Source organism: Paenibacillus oryzisoli, assembly GCF_001653565.1.
Classification (GTDB): Bacteria; Bacillota; Bacilli; order Paenibacillales; family NBRC-103111; genus Paenibacillus_E; species Paenibacillus_E oryzisoli.
In genome coordinates this window covers 97547-111511 of record NZ_LYPB01000076.1, presented here as the reverse complement: position 1 = coordinate 111511, position 13965 = coordinate 97547, and the positions used below count along the sequence as shown (strand labels likewise).

The 13965-nt window shown below is 43.4% G+C and carries 16 protein-coding genes; 4 read left to right on the top strand and 12 right to left on the bottom strand.

Going from position 1 to position 13965, the window contains the following annotated elements; all coding sequences use genetic code 11:
• Positions 1-227: hypothetical protein (locus tag A8708_RS35905; protein ID WP_204787609.1), on the top strand; the 227-nt coding region annotated here is incomplete at its 5' end.
• A gap of 405 nt (positions 228-632) precedes the next feature.
• Complete coding sequence (gene udk, locus A8708_RS21575) at positions 633-1268, top strand: uridine kinase (RefSeq protein ID WP_068667250.1); 636 nt, start codon at positions 633-635, stop codon at positions 1266-1268.
• Positions 1269-1317: 49 nt separating this feature from the next.
• Here the strand turns inward: udk and A8708_RS21570 are convergent, their stop codons facing one another.
• The gene (locus tag A8708_RS21570; RefSeq protein ID WP_068667248.1) at positions 1318-2475 is read right to left on the bottom strand and encodes an MFS transporter; all 1158 of its coding nucleotides are present in this window, start codon (positions 2473-2475) and stop codon (positions 1318-1320) included.
• On the bottom strand, positions 2465-3007 hold the full coding sequence (locus A8708_RS21565; RefSeq protein WP_068667246.1) for a hypothetical protein: 543 nt from the start codon (positions 3005-3007) through the stop codon (positions 2465-2467). The genes A8708_RS21570 and A8708_RS21565 overlap by 11 nt, the downstream gene beginning before the upstream one ends.
• Before the next feature lie 169 nt (positions 3008-3176).
• Between A8708_RS21565 and A8708_RS21560 the strand changes: the two genes are divergently transcribed.
• Positions 3177-4292, top strand: a complete 1116-nt coding sequence (locus tag A8708_RS21560) for an aminopeptidase (protein ID WP_068667244.1) — start codon at positions 3177-3179, stop codon at positions 4290-4292.
• A gap of 78 nt (positions 4293-4370) precedes the next feature.
• On the opposite strand, the gene A8708_RS21555 is transcribed toward A8708_RS21560, so the two are convergent.
• The 6 genes from A8708_RS21555 to A8708_RS21530 form a co-directional block, all read right to left on the bottom strand.
• Complete coding sequence (locus tag A8708_RS21555; RefSeq protein WP_068667242.1) at positions 4371-5852, bottom strand: L,D-transpeptidase family protein; 1482 nt, start codon at positions 5850-5852, stop codon at positions 4371-4373.
• Positions 5853-6054: 202 nt separating this feature from the next.
• Entirely contained in the window at positions 6055-6384 is a 330-nt protein-coding gene (gene cyoD / locus A8708_RS21550) for a cytochrome o ubiquinol oxidase subunit IV (RefSeq protein ID WP_068667240.1), read from the bottom strand.
• On the bottom strand, positions 6385-6999 hold the full coding sequence (cyoC, locus tag A8708_RS21545) for a cytochrome o ubiquinol oxidase subunit III (protein WP_068667238.1): 615 nt from the start codon (positions 6997-6999) through the stop codon (positions 6385-6387).
• Complete coding sequence (locus tag A8708_RS21540; RefSeq protein WP_068667236.1) at positions 6999-8969, bottom strand: cbb3-type cytochrome c oxidase subunit I; 1971 nt, start codon at positions 8967-8969, stop codon at positions 6999-7001. Before A8708_RS21540 ends, cyoC begins: the two co-directional genes overlap by 1 nt.
• Positions 8970-9009: 40 nt before the next feature.
• Positions 9010-9990: a ubiquinol oxidase subunit II gene (gene cyoA, locus A8708_RS21535; RefSeq protein WP_068667234.1), complete on the bottom strand. Its 981-nt coding sequence runs from the start codon at positions 9988-9990 to the stop codon at positions 9010-9012.
• A gap of 229 nt (positions 9991-10219) precedes the next feature.
• Positions 10220-10480 carry a hypothetical protein gene (locus A8708_RS21530; RefSeq protein WP_068667232.1) on the bottom strand — a complete coding sequence of 87 codons (261 nt, stop codon included), beginning with the start codon at positions 10478-10480 and terminating at the stop codon, positions 10220-10222.
• 256 nt (positions 10481-10736) lie between these two features.
• Here A8708_RS21530 and A8708_RS21525 point away from each other — a divergent pair, with 256 nt between their 5' ends.
• Positions 10737-11495 (top strand): MBL fold metallo-hydrolase, encoded by a 759-nt coding sequence (locus tag A8708_RS21525; protein ID WP_068667230.1) that lies wholly within the window; start codon positions 10737-10739, stop codon positions 11493-11495.
• 165 nt (positions 11496-11660) lie between these two features.
• On the opposite strand, the gene A8708_RS21520 is transcribed toward A8708_RS21525, so the two are convergent.
• From A8708_RS21520 to A8708_RS21510, 4 genes are all read right to left on the bottom strand, one after another.
• Positions 11661-11969 carry a DUF4870 domain-containing protein gene (locus tag A8708_RS21520; RefSeq protein ID WP_068667228.1) on the bottom strand — a complete coding sequence of 103 codons (309 nt, stop codon included), beginning with the start codon at positions 11967-11969 and terminating at the stop codon, positions 11661-11663.
• A gap of 115 nt (positions 11970-12084) precedes the next feature.
• Positions 12085-12777 carry a copper homeostasis protein CutC gene (locus A8708_RS21515; protein ID WP_068667226.1) on the bottom strand — a complete coding sequence of 231 codons (693 nt, stop codon included), beginning with the start codon at positions 12775-12777 and terminating at the stop codon, positions 12085-12087.
• A 135-nt stretch (positions 12778-12912) separates the two neighbouring features.
• Positions 12913-13035 (bottom strand): hypothetical protein, encoded by a 123-nt coding sequence (locus A8708_RS36885; protein ID WP_275667922.1) that lies wholly within the window; start codon positions 13033-13035, stop codon positions 12913-12915.
• A gap of 154 nt (positions 13036-13189) precedes the next feature.
• Positions 13190-13846, bottom strand: coding sequence for a deoxynucleoside kinase (locus A8708_RS21510; RefSeq protein ID WP_068667224.1), 657 nt, complete (start codon positions 13844-13846; stop codon positions 13190-13192).
• Positions 13847-13965 lie beyond the last annotated feature (119 nt).

Genomic DNA, 13965 nt, shown 5'->3' with positions numbered 1-13965 from the left:
GGTTCTGGTTCTGGTTCTGGTTCTGGTTCTGGTTCTGGTTCTGGTTCTGGTTCTGGTTCTGGTTCTGGTTCTGGTTCTGCGACGGGGTTCTAGGTTTCCGATTCTTAGTCCGTGGGCTGGGTTTGCAGTTGCCGTTTGAGGTTGCTCTACATGCTCATCTAGGCACATGCATCGACTATAACCAGGAGGCCGTCAACCAGACGAATAACTGTATTTTATCCAGCTAATTCACGCTACCCGATATTTCCCAAACTAACTGGATTTCCTCCCGTTATTTCAGACCATTTTCGTCCAAGGGAGCATTTCGAGCACAATTAGATGTAAAAAATCCAGTTAAAACGCTCAAAGGCTAGTTTTACCCGGAAATAGATGTAGAAAATCCAGTTAATCTCCATTAGCTACCCAGACTGGAAACACGCTAAATGTAAATTTTCACCGTCTCACGGAATAACCCGGAAATATTCCCCAGTAAATGCCACCTTCCATAATAGCCCAATTACGTATTTATCTTCTGTATGAAACCTGCATCCCTACTTTTGATAACCATCTTCACGCCATTTTTTCTTTTTAGGTGAACATTATGTTAAACTAGGTAGGAAGGTTTTCAAGTTATTTGGGGAGGCACTACTTACATGCTCGTGATTGGAATAGCCGGAGGTACCGGTTCAGGTAAAACTACAGTAGCAAAATCGATTATTACAAAACTAGGATCCACGAATGTGACTTTGATATCACAAGATAATTATTATCTTCATCATAGCGGTCTGACATTTGAAGAGCGGGAACGCATCAATTATGATCATCCTCGTGCTTTTGAGAATACATTGCTCCTTCAGCATTTGAATATGTTGAAAAGCGGGCAGCCCGTCGACATTCCTGTCTACGATTTTTCTACGCATGCTCGCTCGCAAGAAACGATTCGCATCGAAGTTAAACCGATTGTGCTGCTTGAAGGCATTCACGTCCTAACGGATGAGGACCTCCGCGGAGCGTTGAATATTAAGGTTTTTGTAGACACAGACCCCGATGTCCGCATACTTCGCCGTCTAACCCGAGATATTAATGAACGTGGTCGTTCTTTGCAATCCGTTTTCGATCAATACTTAACGACTGTTAAGCCTATGCATGATGCCTTTATTGAACCGTCCAAGAAGTACGCTGACATTATCATTCCTGAAGGCGGCGAGAATCAAATCGGGATCTCCTTGCTAACGATTTTGACAGAACGCTATATGACAGATCGTGCTGCTAATTATGAAATCGGCTAGCAGCCCAACCGCAAGAGCCACTTTCCTTCAACTAGGAAAGTGGCTTCTTTCATGCCGGACGCGCTTTGAAAATAAACCCTGCAAGGCCAAACAACAAATAGACGAGGCCAAGAAAGTAGAAAATACTAAACACACTTAAATAATGAAGAGCCATCCCGCCAACTAAAGGTCCGATGATACTCCCTATGCTATATTGAATAGACGCAATAATATTAGCGGTTGGCAGCAAATGACGGGGTAAAATATCAGCTGCATAAGCCAGCCCTAGCGAGAAGAATGATCCTACCATACCTCCTGCTACCCCTAAACAAAACCCAAGTCCCCATAAGTTCGTCCCAACGAACGGCACACAACTGAAAGCCAACGCCCCCACTATGGCTGTACCCATGAGAATCGGTTTACGACCAATGCGGTCACTCCATACCCCGAGCGGCAATTGCATGATAAGCCCACCGATGCCAGTTACGGGAAGTAGTAGACCAATCGTAGACTCCGAAATGCCTATCCTCAGGCCATAAAGCGGAAAATTGCTATTCATGGCAGCTTCCATATAGCCAAAGAGCAAAGAAGTAATCAGCGGGAACCAAGCTAACGAAATGACGGTTGACGCACGTTTATGCGCGGCTTCTGGTCGTTCGGCTCGCTCTGGCCTCTCATTTTTGAGCCTCGTGAGAAGCAATAAAATTAGTAGAAAAAATGTACTTGTCACCATAAAAGGCACCCAAATCCCCGCTTTAAGCAAGGTTATGCCTAATGGACCCAGACTAAAACCTACCCCATACGCCATCCCATATAGGGAGATATTGCGTCCTCTCTTCTCCTTCGGACTAGAAGCAACGATCCAGAGTTGTGTCGCGAAATGCAAAGCACTATCGCCAATCCCTACTATAAGCCGCAATACAAACCAGAAGCCGACCTGTTGCCAGACCGGAAATAGACAATTCGCAATAATAATGAAGGACATTCCGATCATAATGATGGGTTTATACCCATACCGTCGAACAGGCTTCTCGATGAAGAACATCGTCGCGAAAATCCCAATATATAGGGCCGCGGCGTTTACACCGTTTGCATCAGTCGAAACACCAGAACGATCGAGTAGAATTGTAAGCAGCGGCAAGAGCATCCCTTGACTCATTCCCGCCACAATGATAACCATTATTAATGTCGTTAATTGATAATTGGATCGAACGAATTTAAACGCCATTCCCGAAATCCACCGTTTCCCATCTCTCGGCACAATCATGTAGCTTGCCATGAAGGGGAACACGGAACTGCGTAAAGATGACGAGTCTAGCTTTTTTTATCCATTCTTTGAATGACGGGTAGGTAACGAACAGGTTTGCATACCGATCGCTCATACAAATAAAGTGCGGTCCTGGCGATTTCTCCGTTAAAAAGTTTAGTGAAGTATCTAGCGGCGTGTATTTCTTCCGCTTGCCCTCCCATTTGTCAACTTCCACCTGAAGCTGCGTATCGACATCCTCCATTAGTTGTTCAAGATGCTTCAGACGGGCATAATAGGGCATTTCTGATCGAATGTCCATTCTTCGGAGCGTTTCTTCATGCTGTGGGTAGAAGATCACGCGAACGAATTTCCGTTCTTCTGCCCAAGCGATACAAGCACTCATTTCGTGCGCTGTCCAATCTTCGAATGTCTCGAATACTAGAACGGTTCCCTTATCCGAATGTGCCGGTGGTTCATACCCGTAGGGTACTTTGATTTGTTCTCGTGCCATGGCTTCCTCCTCTAGTTGATTTTGCATGTCGTTAATTTGATGGAATTACGTGCACATATATGTAGTATACCCCTTCCATCTCCATGAAACCATTGCCTAGATTGGCTTACAGGATCACGTTACGTTATAATTTGGGGGTACGTATTTTCGATTAAGGGAGACCTACAGAATGAGAGATCCAAGATTACAAACTTTTGCCCGAAACATTATTCGATATTCCGTGAGCCTGCAACCCGGTGAGAACATATTGATTGAAATGATTGGCGTTAAAGATCCTGAACTTGCAAAATGTTTAATCGAAGAAGTTTATGCAGCCGGAGGTAACCCTTTCATTGAATTGCGTGATCCAGCCATTACGCGAAGCTTGCAAATGAAAGGTACGCAAGAACAATTCAGCGCATGGTCAGCCATTGAGCTTGCTCGAATGAAACAAATGGATGCCTATGTTGCCGTTCGAAGCGGAGATAACATTACGGAATCTTCTGATGTGCCTGACGAGCAAATGAAGCTGTTCTTGAAGTACTTCCAACGTCCCATCTTTGATGAGCGAATTAACAATACCAAATGGGTCGTTATGCGATACCCGAATCCGTCGATGGCTCAGTTGGCTGGGAAAAGTACAGAAGCTTTCGAGGATTTCTACTTTAACGTCTGTAACCTGGATTACAGTAAAATGGCCAAAGCGATGGAATCGCTCGTTGATTTGATGAAGCGCACCGATCGTGTCCGCTTGGTCGCAAAAGGCACGGATCTCAGCTTCTCGATTAAAGGGATCGGCGCTGTGCCTTGTTCAGGGCTGAGAAATATCCCGGATGGCGAAGTTTATACGGCTCCAGTAAAAGATTCCGTCAATGGTACGATCAGTTACAATACACCGACGATTTACTCCGGAACTTCTTTCGAGAACATCGTACTGACTTTCGAGAATGGCCGAATTATTAACGCGACAAGTAACGATTCTAAGAAGTTGAATGAGATTCTCGATACGGATGATGGCGCACGCTACATTGGTGAATTCGCGATTGGCGTGAATCCTTACATTCAACATCCCATGAAAGATATTTTATTTGATGAGAAAATTGATGGCAGCATCCATTTCACACCTGGACAAGCTTATGAAACTGCTGACAACACCAATCGTTCTTCTGTTCATTGGGACATGGTTCTGATTCAACGTCCTGAGTATGGCGGCGGCGAGATCTATTTCGATGACGTGCTAATTCGCAAAGACGGCCGTTTCGTTATCCCTGAGCTGGAGAAGCTTAATCCAGAGAACTTAATGTAGTTAATATAAGTAATTGTCGATACATTAAAAGCAGTTGAGACTTCCGAGTTTATGCACTCGGTAAGCTCCAACTGCTTTTTAGCCTAACCAGTGAAAAATAGCATCGCCCGCAGATTCAGAGTGCAGTGACAAGCTCGATGGAGTAAGCTTTGACATGTGATTCATTTCATCTTGTAGATTTGGTTGAAGTTCGCTGGAAAGAATCCGAACCTCTGCTCCTTTCGGTACGAAAGGAAATAATTGCTGTATATCCTCATTGGTTAATCGAATACAGCCTAGTGACTTCGCCTCTCCAATTGAACTTTCATCGTATGTGCCATGTAAAGCGATAGATCCTAGTCCTAAGCCTGCATCTCCATAGCTTTGACTTGTCTTGCCTTTAGGCTGTTGCACCCGCTCTGTGACCCGATAAAGACCATCAGGCGTGCTCCCATTAGCACCTAGTCCAATTGGTTTGTTCCATAACAAGTATGAGCCGCTAACCAATTGGAGCTGATAATCACGCTTATTCACTTCAAGATGAACGGGTTCATAAGGAACCCCCTCGCCTCCGGCAACATTCGCATAGAACATATGTGCAATATCGGTCGCATTGGGGTTAAAAACCCAACCACCATCACCTTGGTATACGGATTTGATCTCATTTGAACCCGACACCGCTTCTATCGGAATATAGCTCAAATAATTAAGGGGATAATCTTGCAGGAGCTCATTAATATGGGCAGGAGCTTGTCCCACATCTTCCCGATAAGATGCCAAAGCGGTTCGAACTAAATTAGCACCAATCGCACTAAGCGGTTGGTGCTCTTTAAATTCAGCGTTCAGGAATCGGATGTGAACCAAGGGATCAGCTTCTGGCTGATACGTTGCGATAACCATCGCCCGTCCGATATCCTCTTCATTGGTCAACAACATCGTTTTCCCCATATCCCTGTTGTCCTCGGTAACAATCCCATAAAGGAGAATCGTGACCTTCGGAACTTCCTTAGCCAAAACCAAGGCTTGAGCATGGAGCTTCTTCTCAATATCGGCATGTGACATCTCTGGGGAAAGATACAGTATAAATGGCTTGTCTACTGATTCGTAGGAAACTTGCGTGCCTGCACTCCACAGTTTCAACGAACTTATCGTACGTGGGATTGCCTGATTCCCAGCAAAAAATATGACTAAGATGACATTGAGAATCAGTAAGACGAGCAACAACATTTTCATAAATGGCGGTAATAATGGCTTTGACTTCCCGGGCAGTGTCTGTTCTAGATTCGCTGTGTGAGCAGCTTGCTGCTGATCAAGAAGGTGAATCGCACGATTGGCAGCAGAATAGAACGGTGAGGGATACGTTTTGAGTACTTCTTTGTAATGAAATCTGGCTCGCTTCCAATTCCCTTTTTCACGAAATTTCTGCCCTAAATTGAAATGAGCCTCTGGCGAATTGGCATCCAAATAACGAATAACCTTCTCGTGGTAATTGGGGTCTCCATGACTAATGAACAAATTCTTGTGCAAATGGACGAGGTGATCATCGAGTTGATTACGAAATCGTTGGTTTCGTCGGATCATTGGACTCCTCTCCGTTCATTTATTTAGATAGTCCTACCTGTAGCGTGATACAAAAAGTATCTCTGATACATAATGTATCATGTCGCAAATGGAAAGACAACCCTTTTTCCACAAATGATCGACGTAGGTCAATAATAAAAAAAGACGTCTTCAGCCCCTTTTCACAAGGCCAAAAACGTCATTTTCCAATGCATTTAACAACTTAATGAGCTACTGTGTTGTAGGTCATGATCCAGATAGAACCGCCTACGATCGTTACTAAGATAACTAATCCAAATAAAAGCGCCATGATATTCCACTTTGCGTTCTCGCCTTCTTTGACGTGCATGAAGAAGAATAACTGAACAGCAAATTGGAGTACCGCCATCAGTAAGATTAGAAACAATGTGCCTGTCCTTCCAAGCATATCATTCATTACAACTACTAGAGGAATAATGGTCAGCAGGATCGATAATGCAAAACCGATGATATACGATTTCAATGATCCATGAGACTCATGATTATTATGCGTGTCTGCATGTGGTTTGCTCACTTACATCACCCCCATGAGGTAGACGACCGTAAATACGAAGATCCACACGACGTCCAAGAAATGCCAGTACAAGGAAATGATCGTAACTTTACGTTTCGTTACCGTCGTGATACCACGTCGTTTCAATTGAAAGATCAATCCAATCATCCAAATAAGACCAACGGAAACGTGTAATCCATGCGTACCTACCAAAGTGAAGAAAGCAGATAGAAAGGCACTAGTGGAGATTGTTGCTCCTTCATGATTAACCATGGTAATGAATTCTGCAAGTTCCAACCCAATGAAAGAAGCTCCCAACAGCACGGTTACAATCAACCAGCCGATCAATTGTTTCATGTTTCCTTTATGCATGCCTAGCAAAGCTAATCCGCTCGTAAAGCTGCTTGTAAGCAAGATGAAGGTTTCAGCGATGATGCCCGGCATTTTGAATAACTCTTCCGGTGTCGGTCCCCCATTCGTATTCTGGTGAAGGACAATATAGGTTGCGAATAAAGAACCGAATAAGATAACGTCTGTGATCAGAAATATCCAAAATCCGAACGTTTTGAGCGATTCGTGCTCATGTTCATGATCATGCTCGTGGCCGTGACTACCGTGTGCAGCTGTGTGTGCCATTACACCTTCACTCCTTTCCATGCGTCTTCCGTGGCTTTCACTTCGTCCGCTGGAATATAGTAATCTGTATCATAACTGAACGAACGAGCTATCATACAGATGGCAACACCGATTAGTGCAGGAATCGTGAGCCACATCCAATCCCAGACGAATCCGAAGCCCGCGAAGAACCACAGCGTCGAAATAATGAATGGAATCGACGAATTCTTAGGCATATGAATCGGTTCATAGGTGGTTGGAACAGGTTGCTTTTTAACTGTACCCTGTTTCTCTTCCCACCATGAATCAGCAACATCTGCTTTAGGAAGCACTGCAAAGTTGTAGATTGGAGCTGGTGAAGCAATCGACCATTCCAATGTACGACCATCCCAAGGATCCCCAGACACTTTGTGTTGTTTAATGAATTTAATGGAGTGCGCGATTTGCCACACTTGGAATAGGAAAGCTATCCCCATTAAGAATCCGCCGACTGTAGAAACCACATTTAGCGGTCCCCAACCCATATCCCAGCTATACGTGTAGGTACGACGAGTCATACCGTCTAAACCAAGGAAATATTGCGGCATGAAACACACATAGAAACCAATGTTCCACAACCAGAATGCCCATTTGCCCAAGTGTTCATTGAGCTTAAAGCCGAACATCTTCGGCCACCAGTAATAGAGACCTGCGAAATATCCGAAGGCAACTCCGCCGATTAAGACTTGATGGAAGTGCGCGATCAAGAAGTAACTATTGTGGAACTGAAAATCAGCAGGCGCTACAGATAGCAAGACCCCTGTCATTCCCCCCACAACGAAACATGGAATAAAGGCAATCGTCCATAGCATCGGTGTCGTGAACTGAATTTTACCCCTGAACATGGTGAACAGCCAGTTAAAGACTTTTGCCCCGGTAGGTATGGCAATAAGCATGGTACTAATGGCGAAGAAGGCATTCACATCTGCGCCAGAACCCATCGTGAAGAAGTGATGTGCCCATGTGAAGAAGGACAATAAGCTGATAATCAGCATGGCGAAGACCATTGATTTATAGCCGAATAGTTTCTTCTTCGAGAAGGTTGATACAATTTCCGAGAAAATACCGAATGCGGGCAGGACCACAATGTAAACTTCAGGATGTCCCCACATCCATATTAAGTTGATATACATCATCGGATTTCCGCCGCCGTCTAATGTGAAGAAGTGGGCACCTAAGAAGCGATCTAGGAAAAGCAGTGCAAGTGTAACGGTTAAAATCGGAAACGCGAAAATAATAATTACACAGCTAGAAAAGACGGACCAAGTAAACATCGGCATATTCATTAACTTCATGCCTGGTGTACGCATTTTCAAAATAGTTACAATGAAGTTAATCCCTGTTGCCAAGCTTCCGATACCGGAAATTTGAATACCCCAAATATAGAAGTTCTGTCCAACACCTGGGCTATGCGACAATTCCGATAGCGGTGGATAGCTTAACCAACCTGCATCAGGTGAACCGCCGATCACGAAAGAAACGTTGAATAACATAGCGCCCCAGAAGAACATCCAGAAGCTGAGTGAATTCAAGAATGGATACGCAACATCGCGTGCTCCAATTTGTAGGGGAACAATAATGTTGAATAAACCAAACATAAGCGGCATCGCCATGAATAAAATCATGATAACGCCATGTGTTGTAAAGATTTGATTATAGTGATCAGGCTGCAAGAACTGACTATCCGGAATGGCGAGCTGTACGCGCATGAGAAGCGCATCCACACCACCGCGGAATAACATCAGAATCGAACAGATGATATACATAATACCAATTCGTTTATGATCAACGCTTGTCAACCATTCCCGCCAGAGCCACCCCCATTTTCTGAAGAAGGTTAGCACGAATACCATGGCTACTAATGAGAGCCCAATACTAACTTGAGCTCCCAGAATCATGGGATCGCCCGTTACGAAAAACTCAGATGCAAAATCTTTTATTTTATCCAACATGAGCAGATCTCCCTTTCATAAAACTTTAATCGATATCCATTTATTTCGACATATTCATCTGACTATGATCCATTTGTGTACCATTCATAGAGCTTTCTTTCTTTGTTGTTTCCTTCGTTTCCTTGGTTTCCTTGCTCTCATGACCAGCACCGTGGCCATTATGAACGGATTGACCATTCGTATATTTGTTTACCACTTGTTCAAATAGTCCTTCGGGAACTTCCGAGAAATATTTCACACCAGATTTACCTGGCATCGCTAATTCTTCGTAGCCTTCTTTGGTCAATTTCGTAGGAACTTTCTTCGTCTTCGCAATAAAAGAATCAAAATCTTCCCGTGAAGTTGCATTCACGTCAAACGTCATGTCAGCGAAATGTTCACCACTGAAATTCGCTCCTGTACCAAAGTAATGCCCAATCTCGTCAGCTTGCAAATAAAGCGTCATTGCCATGCCTGACATTGTATAAATTTGCCCACCTAATTGCGGTATCCAAAATGAGTTCATTGGCGCATCGGAAGTGAGCTCAAACTTAATAGGTGTATCTTCTGGAATTTGCAAGTAATTTACAGTCGCAATTCCTTGCTCAGGATAGGTAAACAGCCATTTCCAATCAAGTGATGTTACTTGAATGGTTATCGGTTCTTTATCCGACTTCAATGGTTTTGACGGCTCCAAAGCATACGTGTACTTCAACGTAATCACAGCCAATGTAACAATAATGATGATCGGTACAGCCCACCATATAACTTCTAGTGAGGTACTGTGAGACCAATTTGGTTTATACGATGCCTTATTGGTCTTGCTATCGCGATATCGCCATACAATCCAACCTGTGAGAACAAGTACCGGAACGAGGATTACCCCGCACAAGATTGTTGCAATCACAATTAAATCTCTCTGCTCAGCACCCACGGGCCCTTTAGGATCCAACACCATAGCTTGGCTGCAGCCAGAAAGTACTAAGATGATGGCGACCATCATGAAGAGCATTCCTGCTTGTACAAGCTTTCTCTTCTTCATCCATTTAACCTCCCAATCAACAAATCCTACCTGTTATCACCATATCATCTTGTTCATGAAAGTTCACCATCGCAAAGTCAACTTAACAAATACGTCAACGGTTTGACGAAGTAATGTAAAACAAATGTCACAGAACGTTTGTTGACTCTACTGGAAAAATATGAACAGGAAAAAGCCTTCCAAGTATTAACTTGAAAGGCCTGCATAGTATTCCTTCGAACTCTCGTTCTCATTCACCTTTGGAAACATTGCGAGAATGAACCAAATGAATAGCTGTACGAATCACATAAATGTGGACACTACCTACCATAAACCCAATACCCACCATTAAAGTTGTATTGCGGTCACTGAAGCTTTCTAAACTAACTAAGCTAAGAACCAAACCTATAGCAAGTAACGCCCACGCAGCAAAAGTCATCAATTTCACTAACGGCATCACATCTCGTTCAACACGCTCAACGGTATTTACGGACACGGCTCTGTTTGACATTATCATCACAACTCCTGACTTAAATGTAAGTGCTTTAAAACTAGTATAACACAAAAATCAGATTTTGTTCATATTTTATTCACACGATGATCAAAAATTGGACAAAAATATATAAGGCACAACCAGAATAAGCACATATATTGACTTTTATACGAAAGTGTGATATGATTAAATATTTTATTGACTTAATACAAGCCAATAGTTATGATCATTCTATGTCTTTTCACACTTATCATTCCAAATTGGAGGGTTTCGCATGCAAATTTCAGAAGGACTTTACGGTGTTGAATTATCCGTTCAGCTTATGGGTCGAACCAATGTCATTTATCCCGCACTATTCGTTGATGAGCAAGGAGCTCTACTTATTGATACTGGCTACCCTGGAACACTTCCACTCTTACATAAATCAATTGATACCTTAGGCATCGATGCAACAACATTGGATTCCGTTATCCTTACACATCAGGACATCGACCATATCGGAGGACTTCCTTCATTACTTCAAGACTCTTCACGTCCCCTAGAAGTATTCGCATCTGAACTCGAAAAGCCATATATTCAAGGCGATAAAATGTTAATAAAAGTAACTCCTGCTTCTATTGAACGCGCAGTTGCCAATTTACCTGCAGACACGACACCTGAGTGGCGAGACGCGTTTCGACGCAACCTAGAGAACCCGCCGAAAGCACCGGTTAACACAATATTAGAAGATGGTCAGGTCATCGACAGATGTGGTGGAATCGTTGTCATCCTTACACCTGGACATACCCCTGGGCATATGAGTCTTTATCATACATCAAGTAAAACATTAATCGCCGCGGATTCTATGGTTGTCTCTGAAGGACAGCTTCAAGGACCTATACCTGCTTATTGTGCTGATTATCCCTTGGCCTTGCAATCATTGCGTAAATTCTTACAGTATGATATCGAGAGAGTTCTTTGTTACCACGGTGGCTTACTCACAGATAATGTCAACCAACGAATCGCTGAAATCATCCAAACGATAGAACCTTAGGAAACAAAACAAACGGCTACGCCGTCCTTGGTAGGACAAGAGCGTTTATCTAGAAATTCAGCATAATTAGTAAGTAAAACTTATAAATTCTGATATTTTGAAACAAGGCTGACTCCCCGTAGATGATCTATAGGGAGTCAGCCTTGTTTTTTGCTTATGTACTTACTACTTCAGAAGCGTATAGCCGCCGATAATCGGAAGAGGCTTCACTTGACCTTGCGCTGCTGCAACAATGCCTAGCACAGCCAAAACCACCAAAGCCAAGTTCGCAATCGGCTGAAGAATCCAACCAATGAATGGAATAATGCCGAGGACGACATTCACAATGACCCATGCCAAGAACAAAGTAAGTCCTTGATTGGCATGGTACCAGGCATATTTGGATTCCTTCGCCGCAATTAACGGGATGAAAAACAGAATATACCCGAGAATGGCCATTCCCTTGTTACTTTGAATATCTGTGGAATCATACATAGATAGCACCTCATCTTCTCAGAGTTTTACTCTTCCATTATATTCAATTTCCATCAGCTATTCATCAGTCTTTTGGACAAATCTTAAATTATTTTTGATCAACCTCTCGTTCCTGCTATACCTTCCAGTCATCTAAGGAGCTTCTCGCTTGTCTTACCTTTGCTTCCTCCACAGCTCCGCTCACATTCCCATGTTCTCTAACAGCAGTACCCAGGTGGACACTTTGCACCTCCGTAGCTTGGACAAATGAAACTAAACTGTCCAGTGTAAGACCACCACCTGGCAAGATGTTTACGTGAGTGCCGCGGGTAAAGTTCGTTAGCCGCCGTATCTGCTCTACTGCATGAAGTGCACTTGAAGCTCCACCAGAAGTGAGCACTGAGTGAATTTGTTTATATGACAGCAGCATGGATAATGCTTGCTCTTGTTCCTGTATTTCATCGAAGGCCCGATGAAAAGTCACAGGCAAAGATGTAGCCGCCAACAGCATATTAAGATGATGGCGCTCAATCCGCTGGTCAGGTGTCAACACGCCCAATACAAGTGCACTTGCACCTGCTCGCTCCATGCTTTGGATCGATCCCAACATTGTGGCGATGTCAGCTTCAGACATGTGAAATGATCGTGCATGTGGACGAATCATCACATGCACTGGTATTTGGACGGAAGCTCTGATTCGTTTAAGAAGCTCCACATCCGGTGTTAACCCCCCTTGTTGCAAATCTGCAACAAGTTCAATCCGGTCTGCACCACCCGCTTCAGCTCGTATAGCGTCTTGCAGCGTAGTTGCGATAACCTCTAATATCATATCTCGAACTACCTCCACTTTCATAAATGATACCCATTCCCATTCCCATTCCCATTCCCACTCTAACACAAAGTGGACAACACAAAAACTCCTTCATCTTTTCGATGAAGGAGTTGTGATAACGCTGTGTGAATCCTAAATATTCGAAGCCGTCTGCCATTGTTGTTGATGCACTTCGACGAGCTCAAGATTGGCAAATGAACGACTAAGCTTCAACATTTTCTCGGTTGCTGCTAATTTCGGCAGAGGTACACTCATAGGCTTGCCTTTGTAACATACGATAAACAACAATATCATCACCTTCGCTTTCTAGGATTACAACGTTGAATTCATTTTGTTCTATATCATTCGAAAGACCCCCTCATGTTTGAGGGGGTCTTTTCGACATTTCGACAAATTTCGCTTAGTTCTTTTATATGATGGCCAATTCAGATAACTTGGCACGAACTTCTTGAACCAATTGTTCGGCATCTGCAGCGCGATTAACGACATCTATCTGATCCATATCAACAATGAGAACTTCAGACGCATGATAATGATTCATCACCCAGTCATCGTATCCAGACCATAGCTTGCGATAATAATCGACCAACGATTGGTCTTGTTCAAAGCTGCGGCCACGCAGCCCGATGCGGTGCATCACAGTTTCGAAGGAAGCCTTCAAATAGACCATGAGATCAGGCGCCTTCTTAGGCAACTCTGCCAACTCTGACATCATATTATCCGCCAAGCCTTCATAAACATCAAATTCCAATTGTGAAATACGCCCTAACTCGCGGTTCACCTTAGCAAAATACCAATCCTCATAAATGCTTCTGTCCAGTACATTTCGATTATGTACTAATGCCTGTTTAATGGCCTTAAAACGCGTATTCAAAAAGTGTAATTGCAGTAAAAACGGATACCGATGCTTTTCAATTTCTTCCGGTGATGCTGTGTAAAATAACGGCAATATCGGATTATCATCGACACTTTCATAGAAAACATTCGAATTTAGTTCTTGTCCAAGTAAAGTGGATACAGATGTCTTACCAAGACCGATCATTCCCCCAACCACAATCACTGCCATTGACCCCTTTCTCCTTCTACCCAATCATAATTTACCTACTGTCAATTCAGCAAAGCTTACCTATTATACAAGGAATTCAAACGCTAGGGAACCCTCTTTTTTTTACCTTTTTCGTCCAT